This is a genomic window from Sphingoaurantiacus capsulatus, assembly GCF_042648405.1.
Taxonomy (GTDB): Bacteria; Pseudomonadota; Alphaproteobacteria; order Sphingomonadales; family Sphingomonadaceae; genus Sphingoaurantiacus; species Sphingoaurantiacus capsulatus.
Genome location: NZ_JBHRXV010000003.1, coordinates 147,208 through 173,111, shown reverse-complemented (window position 1 = coordinate 173,111; position 25,904 = coordinate 147,208). Strand labels below are relative to the sequence as shown.

At 67.4% G+C, this 25,904-nt stretch carries 24 protein-coding genes; 22 read left to right on the top strand and 2 right to left on the bottom strand.

All coding sequences use genetic code 11. The features are described 5' to 3' along the window. Positions 1–40 precede the first annotated feature (40 nt). The 8 genes from der to ACFOMD_RS04100 all read left to right on the top strand — a co-directional run bounded on the left by der (position 41) and on the right by ACFOMD_RS04100 (position 8,913). The gene (gene der, locus ACFOMD_RS04135) at positions 41–1,414 is read left to right on the top strand and encodes a ribosome biogenesis GTPase Der (RefSeq protein WP_380857270.1); all 1,374 of its coding nucleotides are present in this window, start codon (positions 41–43) and stop codon (positions 1,412–1,414) included. A gap of 94 nt (positions 1,415–1,508) precedes the next feature. Further along, a complete protein-coding gene (locus tag ACFOMD_RS04130; RefSeq protein WP_380857267.1) occupies positions 1,509–3,971 on the top strand; it encodes a PhoX family protein in 2,463 nt (820 codons plus the stop codon). Positions 3,972–4,063: 92 nt separating this feature from the next. Next, positions 4,064–5,176 carry an S-(hydroxymethyl)glutathione dehydrogenase/class III alcohol dehydrogenase gene (locus tag ACFOMD_RS04125; RefSeq protein WP_380857264.1) on the top strand — a complete coding sequence of 371 codons (1,113 nt, stop codon included), beginning with the start codon at positions 4,064–4,066 and terminating at the stop codon, positions 5,174–5,176. Continuing rightward, positions 5,176–6,042 carry a formyltetrahydrofolate deformylase gene (gene purU, locus ACFOMD_RS04120; protein WP_380857261.1) on the top strand — a complete coding sequence of 289 codons (867 nt, stop codon included), beginning with the start codon at positions 5,176–5,178 and terminating at the stop codon, positions 6,040–6,042. The genes ACFOMD_RS04125 and purU overlap by 1 nt, the downstream gene beginning before the upstream one ends. Then, positions 6,039–6,878, top strand: coding sequence for an S-formylglutathione hydrolase (fghA, locus tag ACFOMD_RS04115; RefSeq protein WP_380857258.1), 840 nt, complete (start codon positions 6,039–6,041; stop codon positions 6,876–6,878). The genes purU and fghA overlap by 4 nt, the downstream gene beginning before the upstream one ends. Then, positions 6,875–7,906 (top strand): fumarylacetoacetate hydrolase family protein, encoded by a 1,032-nt coding sequence (locus ACFOMD_RS04110; RefSeq protein ID WP_380857255.1) that lies wholly within the window; start codon positions 6,875–6,877, stop codon positions 7,904–7,906. The genes fghA and ACFOMD_RS04110 overlap by 4 nt, the downstream gene beginning before the upstream one ends. Continuing rightward, positions 7,903–8,547, top strand: coding sequence for a maleylacetoacetate isomerase (gene maiA, locus ACFOMD_RS04105; RefSeq protein WP_380857252.1), 645 nt, complete (start codon positions 7,903–7,905; stop codon positions 8,545–8,547). The genes ACFOMD_RS04110 and maiA overlap by 4 nt, the downstream gene beginning before the upstream one ends. 135 nt (positions 8,548–8,682) lie before the next feature. Beyond that, positions 8,683–8,913: a hypothetical protein gene (locus tag ACFOMD_RS04100; RefSeq protein ID WP_380857249.1), complete on the top strand. Its 231-nt coding sequence runs from the start codon at positions 8,683–8,685 to the stop codon at positions 8,911–8,913. 166 nt (positions 8,914–9,079) lie between these two features. On the opposite strand, the gene ACFOMD_RS04095 is transcribed toward ACFOMD_RS04100, so the two are convergent. Then, positions 9,080–9,637 carry a (2Fe-2S)-binding protein gene (locus tag ACFOMD_RS04095; protein WP_380857246.1) on the bottom strand — a complete coding sequence of 186 codons (558 nt, stop codon included), beginning with the start codon at positions 9,635–9,637 and terminating at the stop codon, positions 9,080–9,082. Positions 9,638–9,664: 27 nt separating this feature from the next. Between ACFOMD_RS04095 and ACFOMD_RS04090 the strand changes: the two genes are divergently transcribed. The 11 genes from ACFOMD_RS04090 to ACFOMD_RS04040 all read left to right on the top strand — a co-directional run bounded on the left by ACFOMD_RS04090 (position 9,665) and on the right by ACFOMD_RS04040 (position 20,422). Continuing rightward, complete coding sequence (locus tag ACFOMD_RS04090) at positions 9,665–10,492, top strand: crotonase/enoyl-CoA hydratase family protein (protein WP_380857243.1); 828 nt, start codon at positions 9,665–9,667, stop codon at positions 10,490–10,492. Positions 10,493–10,614: 122 nt separating this feature from the next. Continuing rightward, positions 10,615–11,784, top strand: coding sequence for a cytochrome c oxidase subunit II (gene coxB / locus ACFOMD_RS04085; RefSeq protein ID WP_380857241.1), 1,170 nt, complete (start codon positions 10,615–10,617; stop codon positions 11,782–11,784). A gap of 12 nt (positions 11,785–11,796) precedes the next feature. Beyond that, on the top strand, positions 11,797–13,452 hold the full coding sequence (ctaD, locus tag ACFOMD_RS04080) for a cytochrome c oxidase subunit I (protein WP_380857238.1): 1,656 nt from the start codon (positions 11,797–11,799) through the stop codon (positions 13,450–13,452). Between the two features lie 42 nt (positions 13,453–13,494). Then, complete coding sequence (locus tag ACFOMD_RS04075) at positions 13,495–14,415, top strand: heme o synthase (RefSeq protein WP_380857873.1); 921 nt, start codon at positions 13,495–13,497, stop codon at positions 14,413–14,415. A 109-nt stretch (positions 14,416–14,524) separates the two neighbouring features. Continuing rightward, positions 14,525–15,118 (top strand): cytochrome c oxidase assembly protein, encoded by a 594-nt coding sequence (locus tag ACFOMD_RS04070; RefSeq protein ID WP_380857235.1) that lies wholly within the window; start codon positions 14,525–14,527, stop codon positions 15,116–15,118. Between the two features lie 6 nt (positions 15,119–15,124). After that, positions 15,125–15,955, top strand: coding sequence for a cytochrome c oxidase subunit 3 (locus ACFOMD_RS04065; protein WP_380857232.1), 831 nt, complete (start codon positions 15,125–15,127; stop codon positions 15,953–15,955). 10 nt (positions 15,956–15,965) lie between these two features. Then, positions 15,966–16,322, top strand: coding sequence for a DUF983 domain-containing protein (locus tag ACFOMD_RS04060; RefSeq protein ID WP_380857229.1), 357 nt, complete (start codon positions 15,966–15,968; stop codon positions 16,320–16,322). Further along, positions 16,322–16,900, top strand: coding sequence for an SURF1 family protein (locus ACFOMD_RS04055; RefSeq protein WP_380857226.1), 579 nt, complete (start codon positions 16,322–16,324; stop codon positions 16,898–16,900). The genes ACFOMD_RS04060 and ACFOMD_RS04055 overlap by 1 nt, the downstream gene beginning before the upstream one ends. 44 nt (positions 16,901–16,944) lie before the next feature. Next, entirely contained in the window at positions 16,945–18,336 is a 1,392-nt protein-coding gene (gene thrC, locus ACFOMD_RS04050; protein WP_380857223.1) for a threonine synthase, read from the top strand. Next, the gene (locus ACFOMD_RS04045; RefSeq protein ID WP_380857220.1) at positions 18,333–19,562 is read left to right on the top strand and encodes a M16 family metallopeptidase; all 1,230 of its coding nucleotides are present in this window, start codon (positions 18,333–18,335) and stop codon (positions 19,560–19,562) included. The genes thrC and ACFOMD_RS04045 overlap by 4 nt, the downstream gene beginning before the upstream one ends. Beyond that, entirely contained in the window at positions 19,562–20,422 is an 861-nt protein-coding gene (locus tag ACFOMD_RS04040; RefSeq protein WP_380857217.1) for a class I SAM-dependent methyltransferase, read from the top strand. The genes ACFOMD_RS04045 and ACFOMD_RS04040 overlap by 1 nt, the downstream gene beginning before the upstream one ends. A gap of 195 nt (positions 20,423–20,617) precedes the next feature. On the opposite strand, the gene ACFOMD_RS04035 is transcribed toward ACFOMD_RS04040, so the two are convergent. Next, positions 20,618–22,153, bottom strand: a complete 1,536-nt coding sequence (locus ACFOMD_RS04035) for a M23 family metallopeptidase (RefSeq protein ID WP_380857214.1) — start codon at positions 22,151–22,153, stop codon at positions 20,618–20,620. 329 nt (positions 22,154–22,482) lie between these two features. Here ACFOMD_RS04035 and ACFOMD_RS04030 point away from each other — a divergent pair, with 329 nt between their 5' ends. Genes ACFOMD_RS04030 through fdxA form a run of 3 tightly spaced genes read left to right on the top strand, consistent with a single transcriptional unit; the run spans position 22,483 to position 25,704 of the window. Then, complete coding sequence (locus ACFOMD_RS04030) at positions 22,483–25,014, top strand: helicase-related protein (protein WP_380857211.1); 2,532 nt, start codon at positions 22,483–22,485, stop codon at positions 25,012–25,014. Between the two features lie 2 nt (positions 25,015–25,016). Continuing rightward, positions 25,017–25,319, top strand: coding sequence for an RNA-binding S4 domain-containing protein (locus tag ACFOMD_RS04025; protein ID WP_380857209.1), 303 nt, complete (start codon positions 25,017–25,019; stop codon positions 25,317–25,319). 43 nt (positions 25,320–25,362) lie between these two features. After that, positions 25,363–25,704 carry a ferredoxin FdxA gene (gene fdxA / locus ACFOMD_RS04020; protein ID WP_380857206.1) on the top strand — a complete coding sequence of 114 codons (342 nt, stop codon included), beginning with the start codon at positions 25,363–25,365 and terminating at the stop codon, positions 25,702–25,704. Positions 25,705–25,904: the final 200 nt, after the last annotated feature.

The window sequence follows — 25,904 nt, the reverse complement described above, 5'->3', positions numbered from 1 at the left end:
TAGATTTGTGAATGGGCCATAGGGTGCTACAGGCCGCGCCATGGTTCCCCATGTTCCCACCGTCGTCATCATCGGCCGCCCCAATGTCGGCAAGTCGACGCTGTTCAACCGCCTCGTCGGCAAGCGCCTCGCGCTCGTTGACGATACGCCCGGCGTCACGCGCGACCGGCGCGAGGGCGACGCGACGCTGTTCGACCTGAAATTCCGCATCGTTGATACCGCCGGCCTCGAGGAAGAGGCGCCGGATTCGCTGTCGGGCCGCATGCGGCAGCAGACCGAGGCGGCGCTGATCGATGCCGACGTCGCGCTGATGGTCATCGACGCGCGCGCCGGCCTCACCCCGCAGGACCGCCACTTCGCTCGCTGGCTGCGCGCGCAGGACATGGAGGTCGTGCTGCTCGCCAACAAGGCGGAAGGAAAGGCGGGCGACAGCGGCCTGTTCGAAAGCTTCGAGCTGGGGCTCGGCGACCCGGTGCCGATCTCCGCCGAGCATGGCGAGGGCCTCGCCGACCTTTACGACGCGCTGCGCCCGCTGCTCGATCCGCTGATGCCGCCCGAAGAGGAGATTGGCGACGAGACCGAGGAAGAGCGCGACGCGCGCCTTGCCGCCGAACCGTTGAAGCTCGCGATCGTCGGCCGCCCCAACGCCGGCAAGTCGACGCTCATCAACACGTTGCTCAACGAAGACCGGCTGGTCACCGGTCCCGAAGCCGGCATCACCCGCGATTCGATCGCGATCGACTGGGAATGGCAGGGCCGCCGCGTCCGGCTGATCGATACCGCCGGCCTGCGCCGCCGCGCCAAGGTCGTCGAGAAGCTCGAAAAGCTGTCGGCGGCCGACACCAAGCATGCCGTCGACTTCGCCGAGGTGGTGGTGCTGCTGCTCGACGCCAAGCTCGGGCTGGAGGCGCAGGATTTGCGCATCGCCGACATGGTGCTGCAGGAGGGCCGCGCCCTTATCGTCGCGCTCAACAAATGGGATGCCGCCGAGGATCAGTCGCGGCTGTTCCAGGGCGTGCGCAAAGCGCTCGACGAAGGCTTGGCGCAGATCAAGGGCGTGCCGCTGCTCGCGGTGTCTGGCCTGACCGGCAAAGGCCTCGACCTGATGATCAAGGCGGCGTTCGAGGCGCGCGAGGGTTGGAGCCGCCGCGTCGGCACCTCGGCGCTCAACCGCTGGTTTGAAGGCGCGATCGAGCGCAACCCGCCGCCCGCACCGGGCGGCAAGCGCATCAAGCTGCGCTACATCACCCAGGCCAACACGCGCCCGCCGGCGTTCGTGATCTTCGGCAACCGCGTGGATGAGTTGCCCGAAAGCTATCGCCGCTATCTGGTGAACTCGCTGCGCGAAGAAGTCGGCTTCGACGGCGTGATGATCCGCCTCAACCTGCGCGCCCGGAAGAACCCCTTCGACTAAATTTCTCGCCGTCATCGATCGGTAAGCGAACCACAACGAATCCGTCGCGCAGCGGCCCTAGCCCTGCGGCGTCCACGCCGCAGGGGGATTCCCAATGAGCCACAGTCACGATCACGCCGACGACCTTAATCTGTCGTCGAACACCCACATCGATCAGATCATCGAGCAGCGTTATTCGCGCCGCCAGACCTTGCTCGGCGGCGTCTCGGCAACCACGGCCGCACTGTTCGGCACCACGCTGCTCGCCGCCTGCGGTTCGGACAATGAGGCACCCGTCGTCACCGTCGGCGAGAACGCCTCGACCTCGTCGGGCCGGATGGTGACCCTGTCGGGCACCGCGATGGACGACAAGGACACGCCGGAAGCCGCCTGGGCGCAGATTTCCGGCCCGAACGTCACGATGATCGGCACGGGCGCCACCGTGCGCTTCATCGCGCCGGCCGTCGCCGCTTCGACGCCGCTCGGCTTCCGCTTCACCGCGACCGACAGCAAGGGCAAGAGCGCAACCGCCGATTCCACAGTTACCATCGCCCCGGCGGAACTCGGCTTCACCGCCGTCGCCAAGAGCCTGGCCGACCGCGTGACCGTCCCGACCGGCTACACCGTCACCGTGCTCTACGCGCTCGGCGATCCGCTCGCCTCGGGCGTATCGGCCTATGCCAACAATGGCACCGACGGCAATTTCGCGCAGCGCGCCGGTGACCATCATGACGGCATGTCCTATTTCGGCCTTGCCGCGACGGGCACCGCCCGCGACGCCGCCAGCAACAGCCGCGGCCTGCTCGTGATGAACCACGAGAACATCAGCCAGCGTTACCTGCATGCCAATGGCGCGACCACCACCGGCGGTGTCCGCCCCGAGGCGGAGGCGCTGAAGGAGATCGAGGCGCACGGCGTCGCGGTCGTCGAGGTGACCCGCGCCGCCAACGAAGGCGCGTGGAGCTATGTGCAGGCCGGTGCGCTCAACCGCCGCATCACGCCGAACACGCCGATGACGATCAACGGCCCGGTGCGCGGCAACGCGCAGATGCGCACCCGCTTCTCGGCGGACGGCACGCAGAAGCGCGGCACGATCAACAATTGCGCCAACGGCTACGCGCCCTGGGGCACCTACCTGACCTGCGAAGAGAATTACGCCGGCTATTTCCGCCGCTCGGCGACCGACAATGCGGCGCGGGCAGCCAAGCAGGTCACCGCGCTCAACCGCAACGGCGTCTCGCAGGGTGCGGCGGGCAGCTACGGCTGGTCGACGGTGACCCCGGCGGATTCGGCGAGCACGGTGTACTCGCGCTGGAACGCCTCGGTGATCGCCGGCCAGCCGGCCGACGGCACCGGCGATTTCCGCAACGAGCCGAACCAGTTCGGCTGGGTGATCGAGATCGACCCCTATGACGTCGCTTCGGTGCCGCGCGTCCGCACCGCCCTCGGCCGCTTCGCGCATGAAGGCGCCTGGCCGGCCAACTTCGTCGCCGGCCGCCGCCCGGTCTATTATCTCGGCGACGACTCGCGCGGCGAATATATCTTCAAGTTCGTCTCGGCGACGCCGTGGGAAGCGGCCGACGCCAATTCGGCCAATCGCCTCGCGATCGGCGACAAATATCTCGACAGCGGCACGCTCTACGTCGCCCGCTTCGACGCCAGCGGCTCGGGCACCTGGCTGCCGCTGACCTTCGGTACCGGCCCGCTCACCGCCGCCAACACCACCTATTCCTTCGCCGATCAGGCTGACGTGCTGATCAACGCCCGCCTTGCCGGTGACGTGCTCGGCGCGACCAAGATGGACCGGCCGGAATGGGGTGCGGTCAACCCGAAGACCGGCGAGGTCTACTTCACCCTGACCAACAACAACGCCGCCGGCCGCACGCTCGCCAACGCCGACGCCGCCAACCCGCGCGTCTACAACGACCCGAAGGGCGCGGCGGCCGCCGCGCAGCGTGGCAACCCCAACGGCCACATCATCCGCTTCAAAGAAGCGGGCGATAACCCCGAAGCGACCAGCTTCATGTGGGACATCTATGCCTTCGGTGCCGGGTCGGACCTCGACGCGACGAACATCAACCTGTCGGGCCTCGACGCCACCAACGACTTCTCGTCGCCCGACGGCCTGTGGTTCGCCCGCCCGACCGGCGTGTCGGGGCAGGAGCGGCCGCTGCTCTGGATCCAGACCGACGACGGCGCTTACACCGACGTCACCAACTGCATGATGCTGGCGGCGATCCCCGGCACCGTCGGCGACGGCGGCGCGCGGTCGCTGAGCATCAGCGACGGCACCACCACCCGCACGCAGGGCACCTTCGTCGGCCGCAATCCGGGGACGCAGCTGCGCCGCTTCCTCGTCGGCCCGGTCGAAGCCGAGATCACCGGCATCGATTCGACGCCTGATGGCCGCACGATCTTCGTCAACATCCAGCACCCCGGCGAGGAAACCACGACCGGCTTCCCGACCACCTTCCCGAGCAACTGGCCGGCCAACCAAGCGACTGCCTCGGCCACCGGCCGCCCGCGCTCGGCGACCGTGGTCATCACCAAGGACGATGGCGGGGTCATCGCCCTTTAGTTGATCGGGCGGCGCGCCCTTCCGGCGCCGGGTTGCGAGGCGGGGGTGCCCCCGCTAAGCAACCCGGCACCAAGCTGGAAGGGCCTCCCCCGATGAAAACCCGCGCCGCCGTCGCCTTCGAAGCCAAGAAGCCGCTGGAGATCGTCGAGGTCGACCTCGAAGGCCCGAAGGCGGGCGAGGTGCTGGTCGAGATCAAGGCGACCGGGGTCTGCCACACCGACGCCTACACGCTCGACGGCCTCGACAGCGAAGGCCTGTTCCCGTCGATCCTCGGCCATGAAGGCGCTGGCGTGGTGCTGGATATCGGCGCGGGCGTCACGTCGGTAAAGCCCGGCGACCACGTCATCCCGCTCTACACGCCCGAATGCCGCCAGTGTAAGTCGTGCCTCAGCGGCAAGACCAACCTTTGCACAGCCATTCGCGCCACGCAGGGCAAGGGGCTGATGCCCGACGGCACGACCCGCTTCTCCTACAAGGGGCAGCCGATCTTCCACTATATGGGCTGCTCGACCTTCGCGAACCACATTGTTCTCCCTGAGATCGCGCTGGCGAAGATCCGCGAGGACGCGCCCTTCCAGTCGAGCTGCTACATCGGCTGCGGCGTGACGACGGGCGTCGGCGCGGTGGTCAACACCGCCAAGGTGCAGGTCGGCGAGAATGTCGTCGTTTTCGGCCTCGGCGGCATCGGCCTCAACGTCATTCAGGGCGCGCGCCTTGCCGGTGCTGCCCGCATCATCGGCATCGACATCAACCCCGACCGTGAGGAATGGGGCCGCCGTTTTGGCATGACCCATTTCCTCAACACGAAGGGCCTGTCGCGCGAGGATGTCGTCGCGAAGATCGTCGAGCTCACCGACGGCGGCGCCGACTACAGCTTCGACTGCACCGGCAATACCGAAGTGATGCGCACCGCGCTCGAATGCTGCCACCGCGGCTGGGGCACCAGCATCGTCATCGGCGTAGCGGAGGCCGGCAAGGAGATCGCGACGCGGCCCTTCCAGCTGGTCACGGGGCGCAACTGGCGCGGCACCGCCTTCGGCGGCGCCAAGGGCCGCACCGACGTGCCGAAGATCGTCGATTGGTACATGGACGGGAAGATCGAGATCGACCCGATGATCACCCATGTCCTGCCGCTCGACCGCATCAACGATGCGTTCGACCTGATGCACGAGGGCAAGTCGATCCGCAGCGTCATCGTCTATTGATGCGCCTGCAGGACCCGCCTTTCATCCTGACGCTGTCGTGCCGCGACGCCGTCGGCATCGTCGCCGACGTCACCGGCTTCCTCGCCCGGCACGGCGGCTTCATCGTCGACAGCCAGCAATATGCCGACCTGGAGACGGGGCGTTTCTTCATGCGCGTCGCCTTCGTCAGCGGCAGCGACGCGCCGCTGCGGCTCGACGCGCTGCGCGCTGCCTTCGCGGCGGTCGGCAGCCGCCACGCGATGGACTGGACGCTGAGCGACTCCGCCGAGCGCGCGCGCCTGGTCATCGCCGTGTCCAAGCATGCGCACTGCCTCTACGACCTGCTCCATCGCTGGAGCACCGGCGCGCTGCCGGTCGAGGTGGTGGCGGTGGTGTCGAACCATCCGGACATGCGCTCGCTGACCGAGTGGCATGGCATTCCCTATCATCACCTTCCCGTGACGGCGGACAACCGGGCGGCGCAGGAAGCGCAGATCGCGGCGCTGGTCGAGGAGACGCGCGCCGACATCGTCGTGCTCGCGCGCTACATGCAGGTGCTGTCGCCCGAGCTGACGGCGCGACTGGCCGGGCGCTGCATCAACATCCACCACAGCTTCCTGCCGAGCTTCAAGGGCGCCAAGCCCTATCACCGGGCGCATGCGCGCGGCGTGAAGCTGATCGGCGCTACCGCGCATTATGTCACCAGCGACCTCGACGAAGGGCCGATCATCGAGCAGGCGGTGGAGCGCGTCGATCATCGCGACAGCATCGACGATCTCGTTCGCATCGGCCGCGATATTGAGGCGCAGGTGCTGGCGCGTGCCGTCAAATGGCAGGCGGAGCGCCGCGTGGTATTGAACGGGGCGAAGACGGTGATGTTTCGATGAGCCTGGAGACGATCTCACAGCACCGCAGCTTCGGCGGCACGCAGGGCTTCTATCGGCACGATTCCGCCGAGACCGGCACGCCGATGCGCTTTTCGGTATTCGTGCCCGAAGGCGAGGGGCCGTTCCCCGTGCTGTGGTTCCTCGCCGGGCTGACCTGCACCGAGGAGAATTTCACCACCAAGGCCGGCGCGCAGCGCGTGGCCGCCGAACTGGAGCTGATCCTCGTCGCGCCCGACACCAGTCCGCGCGGTGAGGGCGTCGCCGACGATCCCGCCTATGACTTCGGCATGGGCGCCGGCTTCTATGTAGACGCGACGCAGGCGCCGTGGGCGCCGCATTTCCGGATGCGCAGCTATATCGAGCGCGAACTTCCGGCGGTGATCGCGGCCGGCTTTCCCGCCGACATGGCGCGCCAGTCGATCACCGGCCATTCGATGGGCGGCCACGGCGCGCTGACGATCGCGCTGCGCAATCCTGACCGCTTTCGCAGCGTCTCCGCCTTCGCGCCGATCGCCTCGCCGATGCGCTGTCCGTGGGGCGAGAAGGCGCTGGCCGGCTATCTCGGCGAGGACCAGGCCAAGTGGCGCGACTATGACGCGACCGCGCTAATTGAGAACGGCGCGCGCGTCGCCGACATCCTCGTCGATCAGGGCGAGGCCGATAATTTCATCGCCAGCCAGCTGAAACCCGAGCTGCTCGAGACCGCCTGTGCGGCCGCCGGCATCCCGCTAACACTGCGCCGCCAGCCCGGCTATGATCACAGCTATTACTTCATCGCCAGCTTCGTCGAGGACCACCTCCGCTGGCATCACAAGCGTCTGACGGAGGCCGCATGAAGCTTGCTACCCTGAAGAACGGCACGCGTGACGGCCGTCTGGTCGTCGTTTCGAAGAGCCTCGCCTGGTGCGCCGACGCCAGCCATATCGCGCCGACCTTGCAGGCAGCGCTCGACGACTGGCACACCGCCGCGCCGAAGCTTGAACTGCTCGCGCAGGACCTCGAGCATGAAGCCATCCCGATGATGCGCTTCCACGAGCGCGACGCACTGTCGCCGCTGCCGCGGGCCTATCAGTGGGTCGACGGATCGGCCTATGTGAACCACGTCGAGCTGGTCCGGAAGGCGCGCGGCGCCGAGATGCCGGAGACCTTCTGGACCGATCCGCTGGTCTATCAGGGCGGCTCCGACGATTTCACCCCGCCGCGCGATGCGATCATCGTCCCCGACGAGAATTTCGGTATCGATTTCGAGGGCGAGGTGGCGGTGATCACCGGCGACGTGCCGATGGGGACGACCGAAGCGGACGCACACCGCCACATCAAGCTGGTGATGCTGGTCAACGATGTTTCGCTGCGCAACCTCATCCCGAACGAACTGGGCAAGGGCTTCGGCTTCTACCAGTCGAAGCCGGCGACGACCTTCTCGCCGGTGGCGGTCACGCCCGACGAGCTCGGCGACTGGTGGAACGACGGCAAGCTCAACCGTGCGCTGGTCTCGACCTTGAACGGCCAGCCGTTCGGCAAGCCCGATGCCGGCATCGACATGACCTTCAGCTTCGCCAAGCTCATCGAGCATGTGACGAAGACCCGCCGTCTCGGTGCCGGTGCCATCGTCGGCTCGGGTACCGTTTCCAACAAGGAAGGCGACAGCCCCGGCCGGCCGGTCAGCGAGGGTGGCCTCGGCTACAGCTGCATCGCCGAAATCCGCATGATCGAGACGATCAACAGCGGCAAGCCGGCAACGCCGTTCATGAGCTTCGGTGACACCATTCGCATCGAAGCGCTCGACGACAGCGGCCATTCGATCTTCGGCGCCATCGAGCAGACGGTGCAGCCGCTCACCCCCAGCGCGCTGGGGGGACAGTGAGCGATCGCGTTCTCTACGGTTATTGGCGCTCGTCGGCCGCCTACCGCGTCCGCATTGCGCTGGCGCTGAAGAGCCTCGCTTATGACGGCAAGGCCATCGACATCCGCACCGGCGCGCAGAATGGCGTCGGCTTCAAGCTGCTCAACCCGCAGGGGCTGGTGCCTTATCTTATCGATGGCGAGGCAGGGCTGAACCAGAGCCTCGCGATCATCGAATATCTCGACGAGGTCTATCCCGAGCCGCGGCTGCTGCCCGACGAGCCGCTGGCCCGTGCCCGCGTTCGCGCGGCGGCACTCGCCATCGCCTGCGACATTCACCCGATCAACAATCTGCGCGTCCTCAAATATCTGAAGGAGCCGCTCGGCCACGCGCAGGAAGAGATCGATGCCTGGGCGCAGCACTGGATCGAGACCGGCTTCGCCGCGCTCGAAGAGATCGCCGAGGGGTCGAAGGGACCGTATTTGTTCGGCGACAGCGTGACGCTGGCCGACATCTGCCTCGTCCCGCAGATGTACAACGCCCGCCGGGTACGCGCCGACCTCACGCATTTCCCGCGACTCGTGGTGATCGACAAGGCGCTGAACGCGCTCCCGGAAGTGCGCGCGGCGCGTCCCGAGGCCCAGCCCGACGCCGACGTCTGAGCTTTCGGCGCGGCGGCGAAACGGTTCGTCGAAGGACATCGCGCGACTCTGAGTCGCGTTAACGGCTGTTAATTTCCCCTTCATATTTCTGGCGTGAAATCCGCACGCGGGTTTTGAGTGAGGGGGGACGCGTACATGTCCGAACAGATCGCAGCGAATTTGACGCCGGAGCAGCGCCGCGTGCTGCTGGCGATGGAGCCGTCGATCCCGGCCGATGTCTGGCGGCTGTCGTGGAAACTGCATACGCTCTGCCAGCTCGACGCTGCGCGCGTCATCGCGATGGGCAAGCGCGGCTGGGTCGATGGCCGGCTCACCGAGTTGGGCTGCCAGGTCCGCGAAGACCTGACGCACGCGGTAAGCGCGTAGGCGCCCATTCCCCTCGCCCGCTTGCGGGAGAGGGAGGGGCCCAGCCGCAGGCTGGAAGGGTGAGGGTGTACCGTCCTCTCCGCTTGGCACTGTCGGCAAAGGGCTCGCTGGCGCTCGCACACCCTCACCTAACCTCTCCCGCAGGCGGGAGAGGGACCAACAGCGATCAATCCTTCGGCTTGCTGTCCGCCGGGTCGGTCAGCGACGGCACCTGGCGCGCCGCTTGCCGCAATGACGTGTTCGGCGGCGCGACCACCGCATCCGCGCTGCCGCCCTGCATTGCCTTCGCCGCCCGCAGCACCGCCTTCTTGATGCGCGGGTAGGTGCCGCAGCGGCACAGGTTCGTAATGCCGTTCTTCACATCCGCGTCGGACGGATTGGGCGTTTCCTTCAGCAGCGAGGCCGCCGCCATGATCATGCCGGGCTGGCAATAGCCGCACTGCGGCACATTCTCGGCGATCCAAGCCTGCTGCAGCGGATGCGAGCGATCGTCGGACAGCCCTTCGATCGTGGTGATGAAGGTGCCCTCGATGTCGCCGATCCGCACCTGGCAGGACCGCTGCGCCACCCCGTCGATATGGACTGTGCAGGCGCCGCAGATGCCGATGCCGCAGCCATACTTCGTCCCCGTCAGGTTCGACGCGTCGCGCAGCGCCCACAGCAAAGGCGTGTCGGGCGGAAGCTGATATTCTACGGGGTTGTTGTTCACCGTGAAGCGCGTCATGCCCGAAGCGATAGCCAAGGGGAGGGCATGATGGAACTGGAAACGCTGCGCCTGGATGTCGCGGGCCATATCGCGCGGGTGACGCTCAACCGCCCGCAGGCGCTCAACGCGATGAACGCCGCCTTCTGGACCGATATGATCGAGGTGTTCGACGCGATCGACGCCGATGGCTCGGTGCGCGCCGTCGTCCTCGCTTCCACCGGCAAGCATTTCACCGCCGGGCTCGACCTCAAATGGGCAGCCCAGGGCAATCTCGAGGATCAGAGAGCCGAGGTGGCGCGCAGCCGCGAGCATTTCCGTCGCAAGGTCAAGAAGATGCAGGAGACGTTCAACGTCATCGACCGCTGCCGCGTGCCGGTGATCGCGGTGGTGCAGGGCGGCTGCATCGGCGGCGGCGTCGACCTCGTCACCGCCTGCGACATCCGCATCGGCACCGAGGACTGCTTTTTCACCATTCAGGAAATCAATGTCGGCATCGTCGCCGATGTCGGCACCTTGCAGCGCATCCCCTATCTGCTGCCGCAGGGCCTGGTGCGCGAGCTGGCCTACACCGGCCGCCGCTTCCCGGCCGACGAGGCGCTGCACCATGGCTTCCTCAATTCGGCGCATGACGGGGCCGACGCGGCACTCGACGCCGCGATGGCGATGGCGCGTGAGATCGCCGCGAAGTCGCCGATGGCGATTGCGGGCGTGAAGCAGGTGCTCAACCACGGCCGCGGCCGTTCGCTGGAGGATGGCCTCGAATATGTGGCGGTCTGGAACGCCGCGATGCTGCCCGGCGAGGATTCGCAGATCGCCATCACCGCGCAGATGACCAGGCAGCCCGCGCAATTCCAGGACCTGAAAGCCGGATGAATCATTGCGTTCGTTGCGGCAAACCGAACGCTTGTGACGGCGGGATGCGCTGCCTATAAGGCCGGTGCTTCATGCCGACTCCCTCGCGGGGGCCGGCCCTTTCCGAACACCCGAGGGGTATGATGGGACGCACGAAAATCTGGGCAGTCGCGGCGGCGCTGGCGGTTCTTCCGACCTTCGCCTTCGCCCAGACCGACCAGGGCACCACCGCACCGAGCGTGGCGCCGGCTGTTTCCGCCGAGCGCGCGGCCACCGAGGCCGCCACGACGCCGCTGCCGACCGAGCCGGGCGCGCCCGCCGCGCCGGCGATCGTCGATGGCCAGGGCAGCGCCAGCGCCGCCCTTGATGCCGCTGCCAATCCCGACGGCTTCCCGCGCGCCAAACCGACCCCGGGTATCGGCCAGCCGCACAGCGGCTGGGAGATTCAGCCGCAGCAGACCGAACTCGGCCATTACGCGCGCTGGTTCAACGACGTGCTGCTGCTGCCGATGATGACCGCGGTCACGCTGATCGTTCTCGGGCTCCTCGGCTGGACGATGTTTCGCTTCGCCGCCAAGCGCAATCCGGTCGCCTCGCGCACCTCGCACAACACGCTGATCGAGGTGATCTGGACGGTCGTCCCGGTCCTCCTCCTCGTCATTATCGCGGTGCCGTCGTTCCGCCTGCTCGCCGACCAATATGATCCGCCGAAGCCGGACCTGACCATCAAGGCGATCGGTCACCAATGGTATTGGGAATATGAATATCCCGATCACGGCGCCTTCACCTTCGACGCGGTGATGCTGAGCGACAAGGAAGCCGCCGAGCAGGGCTCGCCGCGCCTCCTCGACACCGACAACCGCGTGATCGTGCCGGCCGGCGCCGTCGTGAAGGTGCTCGTCACCTCGGTCGACGTGCTGCACAGCTGGGCGATGCCCGCCTTCTGGGTGAAGATGGACGCCGTTCCGGGCCGCATCAACGAAACCTGGTTCAAGGTCGATCGCCCGGGTGTCTACTTCGGCCAGTGCTCGGAGCTTTGCGGCACGAAGCATGGCTTCATGCCGATCGCCGTCGAGGTGGTCGAGCCGGCGCAGTACAATGCCTGGGTCGCGGCGAAGGAAGCCGAGAACGGTGCCGAAGGCCCGGGCCCGCGCTTCTCACGCGGCGCCGACGGCAAGCTCGTCGTGACCGTCGCCGCCAAGCCGGCGCCGGCTGCCGAAGCTGCCCCGGCGCCTGCTGCCGCGGCCTCGCCGGCCGCTGCCGCTACCACGCCTGCCGCCGCGCCCGCCGCGGCGCCGACCCCCGCCGAATAAGCGAGAGACGCCATGGCCAACACCGCCGAATTCACCGCTGGTCACGATGCTCACGGGCATGACCACGATCACGATCACAAGCCGGGCTTCTTCGCGCGCTGGTTCCTGTCGACCAACCACAAGGACATCGGCACGCTCTACCTGATCTTCGCGATCTTCGCGGGCATCATCGGCGGCGCGATCTCGGGTGTCATGCGCCTCGAGCTCGCCGAGCCGGGCATGCAGTATCTGCCCCAGTGGGTCGGCGGCAACATCGACGCCTCCTACCACCTCTGGAACAGCTTCATCACCGCCCACGGCCTCATCATGGTGTTCTTCATGGTGATGCCGGCGATGATCGGCGGCTTCGGCAACTGGTTCGTGCCGCTCATGATCGGCGCGCCGGACATGGCGTTCCCGCGAATGAACAACATCAGCTTCTGGCTGATCATCCCGGCGTTCCTGCTGCTGCTCGGCTCGATGTTCGTCGAGGGTCCGGCCGGCTTCAACGGCGCGGGCACCGGCTGGACGGTGTATCCGACGCTGTCGACCAGCGGCCATCCGGGACCGGCGGTCGACATGGCGATCCTGTCGCTCCACCTCGCGGGCGCCTCGTCGATCCTCGGCGCGATCAACTTCATCACCACCATCTTCAACATGCGCGCGCCGGGCATGACCCTGCACAAAATGCCGCTGTTCGTGTGGTCGGTGCTGGTTACCGCCTTCCTGCTGCTGCTGTCGCTCCCGGTTCTCGCCGGCGCGATCACCATGCTGCTGACCGACCGTAACTTCGGGACGACCTTCTTCGATCCCAGCGGCGGCGGCGACCCGATCCTGTACCAGCACCTGTTCTGGTTCTTCGGTCACCCCGAAGTGTACATCATGATCCTGCCGGGCTTCGGCATCATCAGCCAGGTCATCGCGACCTTCTCGAAGAAGCCGGCGTTCGGCTACCTCGGCATGGCCTACGCCATGGTCGCCATCGGCTTCATCGGTTTCATCGTCTGGGCGCACCACATGTATACGGTGGGTCTCGACGTGAACACGAAGATGTACTTCACGGCGGCGACGATGGTCATCGCGGTGCCGACCGGCATCAAGATCTTCTCGTGGATCGCGACGATGTGGGGCGGCTCGCTGAGCTTCAAGACCCCGATGATGTGGGCCATCGGCTTCATCTTCATGTTCACGCTCGGGGGCGTCACCGGCGTCATCCTGTCGAACGCCGGCGTCGATACCTACATGCATGACACCTATTATGTGGTCGCGCACTTCCACTACGTGCTGTCACTCGGCGCCGTGTTCGCGCTGTTCGCCGGCTTCTACTACTGGTTCGGCAAGATGTCGGGCCGCGCGTACAACGAATTCCTTGGCCAGGTGCACTTCTGGGTGTTCTTCATTGGCGTGAACGTGCTGTTCTTCCCGATGCACTTCCTCGGCCAGGACGGCATGCCGCGGCGTATTCCGGACTATCCGGACGCCTACGCCGCCTACAACCACCTCGCCTCGGTCGGCTATGCGATCATGGGCGTGGGCATGATCGTGTTCTTCGTGAACATCATCTGGTCGCTGTTCGCCGGCCGCCGCGTCGAGGGCAACTACTGGGGCGAAGGTGCCACCACGCTCGAGTGGACGCTGTCGTCGCCGCCGCCGTTCCACCAGTTCGAGACGCTGCCGACCATCAAGTAAGGTCGGTGAAAACAGGGTAAGACGATGCGTAGCGGTGACGTGATGGCCGACACGCCGGTCCTCGCCGGGGCAACTGCCCCGGCGTTGCCGGCGGACTGGCGCGATTATTTCGCGCTGCTGAAGCCGCGCGTCATGACGTTGGTGGTGTTCACCGGGCTCTGCGGCCTGCTCGCGGCGCCCGGCCACCTCCACCCCGTCCTCGCCTTCACCGCGATCCTCTGCATCGCGGTCGGTGCCGGTGCCGCCGGCGCGCTCAACCAATGGTACGAGATCGATCTCGATGCCGCGATGAAGCGCACCGCCGGCCGGCCGCTGCCCGCCGGGCGCATGGACCCCGGCTCGGCGCTCGCCTTCGGCATCACGCTCGCCGTCGGCTCGGTCACGGTGATGTACCTGGCGGTCAACGCTGTGGCGGCGTTGCTGCTGCTCGCCTCGATCCTCTTCTACGTTTTCATCTACACCGTCTGGCTGAAGCGCCGGACGCCGCAGAACATCGTCATCGGCGGCGCCGCCGGCGCCTTCCCGCCGGTGATCGGCTGGGCGGCGGCGACCGGCGACGTCAGCACACTGCCGGTGCTGCTGTTCGCGATCATCTTCCTCTGGACGCCGCCGCACTTCTGGGCGCTCGCGCTGTTCGTGCGTACCGACTACGCCAACGCCGGCGTGCCGATGCTCCCCGTCGTCGCCGGCGCCACCGAGACGCGCCGCCAGGTGCTGCTCTACACGCCGCCGCTGGTCGCCGCGTCCGTGGCACCCTGGGCGCTCGGGCTGAGCGGCGCGATCTACGGTGTTGCCGCCGCCGGCCTCGGCGCGGTGTTCCTCGCGCTGGCGTTCGCCGTCTATCGCAACCGCGCCACTGATCCGGCCGAGATGACGCCCGAGAAGCGGCTGTTCGCCTTCTCGATCCTCTATCTCTTCGCGCTGTTCGCCGCGCTGGTCCTCGATCGCTGGGTGCTGGCATGACGCAGGAAGAATTCAAGAAGCGGCAGCGCAGCCGCAATCTGGTGCTCGGCCTCGTCCTCGTTGCCTTCGCGGCGCTGTTCTATTTCATTACCATCGCGCGGATGAGCTGATGGCGCGCTCGAACACCCGCACCGGGCTGATCGCGGCGGGCGCCGCGGTGGCGATGGTCGGCCTCGCCTATGCGAGCGTGCCGCTCTACCAGTTGTTCTGTCAGGTCACCGGCTTTGGCGGCACCACGATGTTCGCCAGCGAAAGCGACGTACCGGCCAAGCCGCTCGAGCAGACGATCAGCGTTCGCTTCGACGCCAATGTCGCGCCCGGCCTGTCCTGGTCGTTCAAGCCGGTGAAGACGCACGAGACGGTGAAGATCGGCGAGCGCCGGCTGGCCTTCTACCGGGCGACCAACCACAGCGACAAGCCGATCACCGGGACGGCGAGCTACAACGTGTCGCCCGACACTGCCGGCAGCTTCTTCGTGAAGATCGCCTGCTTCTGTTTTACCGAGCAGACGCTGCAGCCGGGACAGACCGTCGACATGCCGGTCACCTATTTCGTCGATCCCGCGATCGCCGACGACCCCGACGGGCATCGCATCGACGAGATCACGCTGAGCTACACCTTCTTCCCCGTGGACACGCCGACGGCGTCGGGGCAGAAGGCGGTCAAGACGGCGCAGGCCAAACCTGCGCCCAATCAGGGATGAGCTGACATGGCGGGTGCCAAGAACCACGACTATCATATCCTGCCGCCGAGCCCGTGGCCGCTGATCGGCTCGATGACGGCGCTGATCATGGCGTCGGGCGCGATCGCGTGGATGCATGAGCAGGCATGGGGCCCGTGGGTGTTCGCCATCGGCACGCTCGGCGTGCTGTTCACCTTCTTCGGCTGGTGGTCGCAGGTCATCGCCGAGGCCGAAGGCGGCGACCATACGCCGGTCGTCCAGCTTCATCACCGCTACGGCATGATCCTGTTCATCGCCTCCGAGGTCATGTTCTTCGTCGCCTGGTTCTGGGCCTATTTCAACGCAGCGCTGGCGCCGTCGGACGTCGAGATCATCGGCGGCGTGTGGCCGCCGAAGGGTATCGAGCTGCTCGATCCCTTCATGTTCCCGCTGCTCAACACGCTGATCCTGCTGCTCTCGGGCACAACGGTGACCTGGGCGCACCATGCGCTGATCCACGGCGACCGCGACGGTCTGAAGAAGGGCCTGTGGCTGACCATCGTCCTCGGCGCGCTGTTCTCGGCGGTGCAGGCCTATGAGTATCAGCACGCGGCATTCAGCTTCGCGGGCAATATCTACAGCTCGACCTTCTACATGGCGACCGGCTTCCACGGCTTCCACGTGCTGGTCGGCACGATCTTCCTGATCGTCTGCCTTGCCCGCGTCTATAAGGGCCAGTTCACCCCGACGCACCACTTCGGTTTCGAGGCGGCGGCCTGGTACTGGCACTTCGTCGATGTCGTGTGGCTGTTCCTGTTCCTCGCCATCTATGTGTGGGGCAGCGACTTCGGCGCCGCGATCGTCGCGGGCAGCCACTAAGCCTTTATCGATGACGGATCCGGCCCGCGCTGCGGCGAGAGGCGTCTGCCCTCGCTGCGGCCGCGGGCCGATCTATGTCGGCCTGCTCCGCTTTCGCGAGAATTGCCCGGCCTGCGGCCTCGACATCGCCGCCTTCAACGTCGGCGATGGGCCGGCGGCTTTCCTCACCCTGATCATCGGCGGCCTCGTCGTCGGCCTCGCGCTCTGGCTCGAACTCGCGTTGGCGCCGCCTTGGTGGGGGCATGCGCTGATCTGGCCGCCGATCATCATCGTCGCCACCATCGCCGCACTGCGCGTTGGCAAGGGTGTGCTGCTCGGTCTCGAATATCGCCATCAGGCCGCCGAAAGCCGGGAAGGGGAGGACTGATGCGCCGCCTGCCGCTCGTCCCGACCCTACTGGTGCTGCTGATGGTGCCGGCGATGATCGCGCTCGGCTTCTGGCAGCTCCAACGCGCCGAGTGGAAGGAAGGCCTGCTCGGCCGCCTCGCCGCGAACGCCGAGGCGCCGGTGATCGGCGCCCCGGCAGAGCTCGCCGCCCGAAAGGACGAGCTGAGCTTCCGCCAGGTCCGCATTACCTGCGCCGCCACCCACATCGGCGCGCCCACTGCCGCCCGCGCTGCCAGCGGCGCCTCCGGCTACCGCCAGATCGCCCGCTGCGACCGTGCCGGCGGCGAGCCGCTGCTCGTCTCGCTCGGGGTCGCGTCGGACCCGACGTTGCGGCCCACGGCCATTCCCGTCAGCTTCACCGGCTGGCTGGTGCCGCGCGAAGGCAGTCCGGCCTTCCTGCTGGTCCCCGATGCCCCCGCGGATGCGCGTCTCGCGGCCGAGGCGCGGCCCTCGCTCGACACCATCGCCAACAACCACCGCGGCTATGCCTTCCAGTGGTTTGCGTTCGCGGCGGTGCTGAGCCTCATCTACCTGATCTATATCCGCCGTTCCGCTTGAGCGGCGCTTTGCAAAATCCGCCCCCAGCCGCTAAGCGCGACGCGATGCGCTACGTCAGCACCCGTGGGAACGCACCCGTTCTCGACTTCGAAAACGTCACCCTCGCCGGGCTCGCGAGCGACGGCGGTCTCTATGTGCCGGAAAGCTGGCCGTCGCTGTCGAAAGCGGAGATCGCCGACCTCGCCGGCCTCAGCTACGTCGAGACCGCGTTGCGCGTCTGCCGGCCCTTTGTCGGCGATGCGCTGACCGAGGACGAGCTGCGCGATCTGCTGACCCAGGCCTATGGCAGCTTCTCGCACGCCGCCGTCACCCCGCTGAAGCAGCTCGACGAACGCCAGTGGCTGCTCGAGCTGTTCCACGGGCCGACGCTCGCCTTCAAGGATGTGGCGCTGCAATTGCTCGGGCTGCTGTTCGAGCGCTTCCTGTCGAACCGGTCGGAGCATCTGACCGTGGTCGGCGCCACCTCGGGCGATACCGGCTCTGCCGCCATTCAGGCGCTCGCCGGCCGCGCCAAGGTCGACATCTTCATGCTGCACCCGCTGGGCCGCGTCTCCGACGTGCAGCGGCGGCAGATGACGACGGTGATGGCGCCCAACGTCCATAACATCGCCGTCGAGGGCAATTTCGACGACGCGCAGGCGCTGGTGAAGGCGATGTTCAACGACGCCTCCTTCGCGTCGCGCTTCCGCCTGTCGGCGGTGAACTCGATCAACTGGGCCCGGCTGATGGCGCAGGTGGTCTATTATTTCTACGCCGCGGTACGCCTCGGTGCGCCCGAGCGGCCCGTCGCCTTCTCGGTGCCCACCGGCAATTTCGGCGACGTGTTCGCCGGCTATGTCGCGGCGAAGATGGGCCTGCCGGTGGCGAAGCTGATGGTCGCGACCAACGTCAACGACATCCTGCACCGCGCGCTGTCGACCGGCGACTATTCCTGCGGCACCGTCCAGCCGACCGCCGCGCCGTCGATGGACATTCAGGTCAGTTCGAACTTCGAGCGGCTGTTGTTCGACCTCCACGATCGCGATGGCGCCAAGCTCGCCGGCGTCATGAAGGGCTTCGAGGCGACGAAGTCGATGACGCTGGGCAATGAGCGCGCCAAGGCTGAGCTGTTCGAAAGCTACCGCGTCGACGAGGATGCGATGGCACTGGCGCTGCGCTGGGCCTGCGCCAACGCGAACGAGCTGATCGATCCGCACACCGCCATCGGCCTGGCCGCGGCGCGCAAGGTCGATCTGCCGGCCGACGTGCCGGTGGTGACCTTGGCGACCGCGCACCCTGCGAAATTCCCCGATGCGGTGGAACGCGCCAGCGGCATGCGCCCGTCGATGCCCGCGCGTTGTGCCGGGCTGTTCGACCGCGAGGAGCGCTACGCGACGCTTCCGGCCGAGCTTGGCGCGGTGGAGGCCTATATCGCCGACCGCGCGGTGGCGGCGTGACCCTGGCGGTCACCACCCTCGCCAACGGCCTGCGCGTCGTCACCCTCGCGACGCCCGGCGCCGAGACCGCCGCGCTCGGCCTCTACGCCGACACCGGCTCGCGGTTCGAGGACGCCTCGATCAACGGCATCGCGCATCTGTTCGAGCATATGGTGTTCAAGGGTACCGCCACCCGTAGCGCCCGCACCATCGCCGAGGCGATCGAGGACGTCGGCGGCCAGCTCAACGCCTACACCGCGCGCGACATGACCGCCTTCCACGCCCGCGTGCTCGGCGACGACGTGCCGCTCGCCTTCGAGCTGATCGCCGACCTGATCCGCGCCCCGCGCTTCGATGCCGACGATCTGGTGCGCGAGAAGGACGTCGTGCTGTCCGAACTCGGCGAGGCGCGCGACACGCCCGACGACATCGTGTTCGATCATCTGCAGGAAGCCGCCTTCCCCGACCAGCCGCTCGGCCGCTCGATCCTCGGTAGCGAGGAATCGCTGGCGGCGATTGGCCCCGAGCATCTGCGCGGCTGGCTCGACGCGCAGTTCCGCGGCCCGTCCTGCGTGTTCGCTGCGGCTGGCAAGGTCGATCACGACGCGCTGGTCCGCATGGCGGAAGGGCTGCTTGGCGACCTGCCCGACGGCGCGCACCCGGACAGCGCCCGCGCCTCGTTCGCTGGCGGCACGCGCCACGATCGTCGCAAGTTCGAGCAGGCACATCTGACCTTCGGTTACGAAGCCGCGGCGCACCGCGCGCCGGACTATTACCCGCTGACGCTGTTCGCTACCGCGGCGGGTGGCGGCATGTCTTCGCGGCTGTTCCAGGAGCTGCGCGAGGAGCGGGGCCTCGCCTACAGCGTCTATGCAACGCTGACCTCCTACGACGATACCGGGTTGTTTTCGGTCTATCTCGCCACCGCCAACAACAATGCCGCCGCCGCCAGCGCGCTCGCGCTGCAGGTGCTCGGCCGCTGCGCCGAGGGCCTGGATGCCGCCGAACTGGCGCGCGCCAAGGCGCAGTTGAAGGCAGGCCTGCTGATGTCGCTCGAGGGCGCCGCCGGTTGGGCCGAGTATCTCGCGCGCCAGATGCTGATCCACGGCGCGCCGGTGCCGCCCGCCGACGTTATCGCCAAGGTCGACGCCGTCACCGTCGAGGCAGCGCGCGACGCGGCGCAGCGCATGCTCGCCGGCCCGATGGCGCGCGCCCACGTCGGATCGATCAAGCTCCAGGCGGCGTGATGGAGCTGTCGCTGCTCGTCACCGAACCGTGGGGCGACTACGGCCTCATCGACAGCGGCGGCGGGCGCAAGCTCGAACGCTACGGCCGCTTCCGCTTCATTCGTCCCGAGCCGCAGGCGCTGTGGGCGCCGGCCAGCGACGACTGGCAGGCCGACGGTGAGTTCGTCGGCGGCTCCGACGAAAATGGTGGCGGTCGCTGGCGGCTGGAGGCGAAGGTGCCGCAGGCCTGGCCGCTGGCGCGCGGGCCGGTGAAGTTCTGGGCGTCGAACACCCCGTTCCGCCATCTCGCCTTCTTCCCCGACATGGCCCCGCAATGGGACTGGATGGCCGATCGCTGTGGGGAAGGCGTCGAGGTACTCAACCTGTTCGGCTACACCGGCGTCGGCAGCCTCGTCTGCGCGGCGGCCGGTGCCCGCGTCACCCATGTCGATGCGTCCAAAAAGGCGATCGGCGCGGCCGTCGAGAACCAGAAGCTTTCCGGCCTCACCGACAGGCCGATCCGCTGGATGATCGACGATGCGCTGAAGTTCACCGCGCGCGAGGGCCGGCGCGAGAAGCGCTACGACGGCATCATCCTCGACCCGCCCAAATATGGCCGCGGCCCCAATGGCGAAGTGTGGGAGCTCTACGAAAAGCTCCCCGAGATGATCGCCGCCTGTCGCGCGCTGCTCGACGACAAGTCGCGTTTCCTCGTGCTGACCGTCTACGCGATCCGCATGTCGGCGGTGGCAATCGGCGAGCTGCTGACCGAAGCGATGGCCGATCTCGGCGGCACCATCGAAGTCGGCGAGATGACCATCCGCGAGGAAGCCCGCGGCAAGCTGCTCCCCACCGCCATCTTCGCCCGCTGGTCGCGTTGATCGCTCAAGCAACCGGTCGTCACACCGAGACCCTCATCCAAGCAAGGTCGTCATCCTGACGAAAGTCAGGATCTCCCCGAGGGCGCGCGCGAGACCGTGCGCGCCGCAAATTACCGGAGATCCTGACTTTCGCCAGGATGACATATGTGAGGGATAGGGCGGCGAGGGTCGACGTGAGCGAGGTCTAAGAGTCGCCTAGCCCTTCTTCTCCGTCTTCTTGTCCGTCGCCGCGACCTGCTCGGCGGCGGGCGCCTTCACGCGCAGGTTGCGGACTTCGCCCATGCGGGCCTTGAAGCGCGACATGTCGCTGCCGGCGAGCTGGACGCCGAAGGGCAGCTTGGCCGAGCGCGGGTCGACGGCGCGGCCCTTCAGATAGACCTCATAGTGGAGGTGCGGGCCGGTCGACATGCCGGTCGAGCCGACATAGCCGATCACCTGGCCCTGCTCGATGCGGGCGCCGACTCGGCCACCTTTGCCGAAGCGGCTCATGTGCGAATAGGTGGTCTCGATGCCGTTGGCATGGCGGATGCGGACATGGTTGCCGTAGCCGCGGTAGACGCCGGCGTAGACCACGGTGCCGCTCGCCGCCGCCATGATCGGCGTGCCGGTGCCGGCGGCGAAGTCGACGCCCTTGTGGAGGCGCGAATAGCCGAGGATCGGGTGCAGGCGCATGCCGAAGCCCGACGACATGCGCGCGCCGTCGATCGGGGTCTTCATCAGGCCCTTGCGGGCGCTGGAACCGTCGGCGTGGAAGAATTGCTCGCGGTCGTTCGACGGATCCCAGCGCATCAGCTCGATCTTGCGCTTGCCCTGGTCGAGGCCGGCATAGATCAGGCGGCCGGTTTCGGTCTCGCCGGTCTCGGCGCGGCGGTGCTCGACGACGATGTCAAAGTTGTTGGCGCCCTTCACGTCGCGCTGGAAATCGAGCCCGTAGGACAGCAGCTTGATGTACTCGGACACGATGCCCGCGGGGACGCCGGCGGCGCGCGCCGACTTGTAGAGGCTGCCGCCGACCCGGCCGGAGACGCGCAGCGGCGTGTTATCGACGGCGATCGGGATGCGCTTCAACGCGAGCTGGCCGTCAGCGGCACGGTTGACCTCGAGCTTCAGCTCGAAGGCGGCGCGGAAGGCGAGGCTTTCGAGCGGGCGCGGCACTGTCTTGTTGGGGCGGCGGCCGAGTACGAGGTCGAAGCCGGTGCCCGGCTTGACGCTGCGCAGGTTGGTCGCATCGTCGAGCAAGTCGACGATGGTGGTCACCTCGGGCGCCGACACGCCGGCGCGCCGAAGCGCGGCCTGCACGCTGTCCGACCGGCCGAGGCGGGCAACGACCTCGATGCGCGGCCGCTCGGGCGGCTCGGCGAGGCGAACGACGCGCTTTGTGGCGGCAACCTGCTCGCCGGTGGTGCCGCCGAGTGCGAGGGGCGCGATGGTGGCGGGGCTGAGGAGCGGAAGCTGCTCTTCGGTAAGGGCCGGCGGGGCGCCGCCGGGCAGCGCGACCGGGCGCGTGCCGATCTGGATGGTAGCGATCGAGATGAAAAGCAGGGTGGCGAGGCCGCGCCACCAGCGGCGGCTGCCGATCTCGTCGCCAAGGTCGACGATCAGGTCGAGGTCGGCGACGTCGAAATTGCGAAAGCGTTGGGCAAGATTGAACGCGGGGCGCTTCAGCCCGATCGGGGCGGTAGTGGCCGTGACTCCCGCGGCGCCGAATGCGCCTACTGCCGGTTGATACACTGGACCCCCGCCCCCGAAATTACGTCCCCGGCCGACAAAGCCGGGGCGCTACCCCCAACGCAGAGCGCGCCCACCCCTCGCAGTTGCGCTCAACTGGAGCCTGTATGTGGCCATGTTTAAAGTCAATTAAGCGATTCCCCGTATGTGGCGGGATTGCGGCGAGCCGACGAGTAAGGGCGATGAGGCGTTCGTCGCAAAGTCGCGCAACCGTAACTTGAGCCGACGCGCGAAACATGCGACCTTCACCATATCTCGTGTGTTTCATGGGGTGCGATGACTAGTAGTGGTAACCGCTTGTCGATGGGTGCCTCGCGCACCATATCGGGACTATGAGCGGATTGCTTCGCGCCACTCTGACCGCCGTCCTCGGCCCGACCAACACGGGCAAGACCCATCTCGCCGTCGAACGCATGTGCGGCCACGCCAGCGGCATGATGGGCTTTCCGCTGCGTTTGCTGGCCCGCGAAGTTTATGACCGCGTCGTCAAGATCAAGGGCGCCAACCAGGTCGCGCTGATCACCGGCGAGGAAAAAATCCTCCCCGAAGGCGCGCGCTACTTCCTCTGCACCGCTGAATCGATGCCCACGGATCGGGAAGTGGCTTTCGTCGGGCTCGACGAGGCGCAGACCGGCGCAGACCTCGAGCGCGGCCATGTCTTCACCGACCGGCTGCTGCACCGCCGCGGCTATGCCGAGACGATGATCCTCGGGTCGGAGACCTTGCGCCCGCTGATCCGCCGGCTGCTGCCCGACGCCGAGATCGTCACCCGGCCGCGCTTCTCGACCTTGAGCTACGCCGGCCCCAAGAAGCTGTCGCGCCTGCCGAAGCGCACCGCCATCGTCGCGTTCAGCGCCGAGGACGTCTACGCGCTCGCCGAGATGCTGCGCCGGCACAAGGGCGGCGCCGCGGTGGTGATGGGCGGCCTGTCCCCCCGCACGCGGAATGCGCAGGTCGAGCTCTACCAGTCGGGCGAGGTCGATTATTTGGTGGCGACCGACGCCATCGGCATGGGCCTCAACATGGACATCGCCCATGTCGCCTTCGCCTCGCTGTCGAAGTTCGACGGGCATCGCCACCGCCGCCTGTCGACCGCCGAGATGGCGCAAATCGCCGGCCGCGCCGGCCGTTACCAGAAGGACGGCAGCTTCGGCATGGTCCAGCTCGGCACCGAGGAGGTGCGCGGGTTCGAGCCCGAGGAAATCGAGGCGATCGAGAACCATGTCTTCCCGCCGCTGAGCCAGCTGGTCTGGCGCAACGCGCGGCTCGATTTCGCGACGCTGCCGCGCCTGATCGGCTCGCTCGACGAGCGGCCGACCACGCCGGAGCTGTTCCGCGCGCACGACGCCGTCGATCTCGCGGTGCTGAAGAGTCTCGCGCAGGACCCGGCGGTCGCTGATCGCGCCAAGGGACATGCGCGGATGCAGCGACTGTGGGCGGCGTGCAGCCTGCCCGACTATCGCAAGACCGGCCCCGAGCAGCACGCCCGTCTCGTCGGCCGCGTGTTCCGCCATCTGACCGAGGGCGACGGCAAGCTTCCCGGCGAATGGATCGCTGCCGAGGTCGCCAATCTCGACAACGTCAACGGCGACATCGCCACCATCGCCGATCGCATCTCGGCGGCGCGGACCTGGACCTATGTCGCCCATCGCGGCGACTGGGTTGAGGACACCACGCTCTGGGCGGAGCGGACGCGCGCGCTCGAGGACAAGCTGTCCGACGCGCTGCACCAGCGGCTGACGCAGCGCTTCGTCGACCGCCGCACCGCGGTGCTGCTGCGCGACCTGAAAATCCGCGACCGCGATTTCGGCGTCGAGATCGACGGCGACGGCAGCGTCGCGGTCGAAGGCGAGGTGATCGGCACCTTGCACGGCTTCCGTTTCAAGGCCGATCCGACCGCGCGTGCCGGCGAGAAGCGCCTGCTGCTCGCTGCCGCCGAACGCCGCCTGACCGGCGAGCTGGCAAAGCGCGCGCGTTTGCTGGCGGAGGCGGCGGACGGTGCCTTCGAGCTGGCCTTCGACGGCGACATGCCGCCGCGCATCCTGTGGAACGGCGCCCGCATCGGCTCGATGGTGCAGGGGCGGGATGCCCTCAACCCCAAGGTCGAACTCGATCGCAGCCTCGCCGCCCTTACGGCCGGCGATCGGGCGCTGGTCCGCGCGCGGCTCGACGCCTGGTTCGCGACGCAGTGCGAGCAGCAGCTTGGTGCGCTGGTGCGCGTCGCCGCGCTGGGTGGCGCGGACGGCGCGGTGTCGCCCGCGGCCCGCGGGCTGATCGTGCAGCTCGTCGAGAACCTCGGCTGCCTGGTGCGCGAGCGCGTCGCGTCGCAGATCGCCGCGCTCGACAAGACCGATCGCCGCATGCTGACCGCCGCCGGGGTGCGCATCGGCGCGGCGCATGTGTTTGTGAAGGACGTGCTGCGGCCCGAACCGACCCGCTGGCGCCTCGCGCTGTGGGCGGTAAGCCGCGGTGTCGAGGCCGCGCCGCCGCCGCCGCCCGCCGGCCGCGTCACCATCGAGGTGGAGGCGACGGCGCCCAAGGATTTCTACGACGTCGCCGGTTTCTGGGTGATCGACGGGCAGGCCGTCCGCATCGACATGGTCGAGCGGCTGGCGCGGGCGATGCACCAGAAGCGCGACGGCCGCTCCGCCTTCATCCCCGACGACATGTGGGTGGCGAGCGTCGGCATGCGGCGCGAGGGCTTCGCGCGGCTGATGCGGGCGCTCGGCTACCGGCTGAAGAGCGTCGAGGGACGCACGGCGTTCGAATGGCGGGGACCGCGCAGCGACGGGCAGCGGCCCGCGGCGCGGCCGCTTTCCGAACATTCACCTTTCGCAGTTCTGGCTGGCATGAGGAGAGGCTGAACTTGGTATACGGACCCGGATTACGGCTCGATAAGTGGTTGTGGTTCGCGCGACTGACGAAGTCCCGAAGTCAGGCGCAGGAGCTGGCGGAAAGCCGGCATCTCCGGATCGATGGGCGCGTGATCGAACGCGCATCAGCATTGGTCCGGCCGGGACAGGTGATCTCCTACCCCCATTACAACGAGGTGAGGGTGGTCCGCGTCGAGGCGCTGGCCAGCCGCCGCGGGCCGTTTTCCGAGGCGCAGGAGCTTTACACCGACCTGTCGGCACCAATGCCGTTGACGGCGCGGGCGGCCAACGGCTAGCACGGCGCCGACAACAACAGTTTTTTCGTCAGGGGACCGCCCGATGGCCTACGTCGTCACCGAAGCTTGCATCAAGTGCAAGTATATGGACTGCGTCGAGGTCTGCCCCGTGGATTGCTTCTACGAGGGTGAGAACATGGTCGTCATCAACCCTAACGAGTGCATCGACTGCGGCGTCTGCGAGCCGGAATGCCCGGCCGAGGCGATCCTGCCCGACACCGAGGGCGGCCTCGAGAAGTGGCTCGAGCTGAACGCCACCTACTCGAACCAGTGGCCGAACATCACCGTGAAGGGCCCGACGCCGGCGGATGCCGACGAGCACAAGGGCGAGGAAGGGAAGTTCGACAAATACTTCTCGGCCGAGCCGGGTAGCGACGGTCAGTAGGGTGCCCATCCGCGGTTTTCGACAGCCGCGGCGCATCTGCCACAAGGTTTGCCGCAGCGCGGCAAACTGACCGTGGTCTTTCCATGACATTTCTGCTATAGACTCGGCGCATGGACGAAGCGGAGAGCAATGTTCCGTTTCGAGTGAGGTCCGTAGGTATCAGGGCCTGTTCCGGTCTCTCCTGCTTGACGGGAACGGGT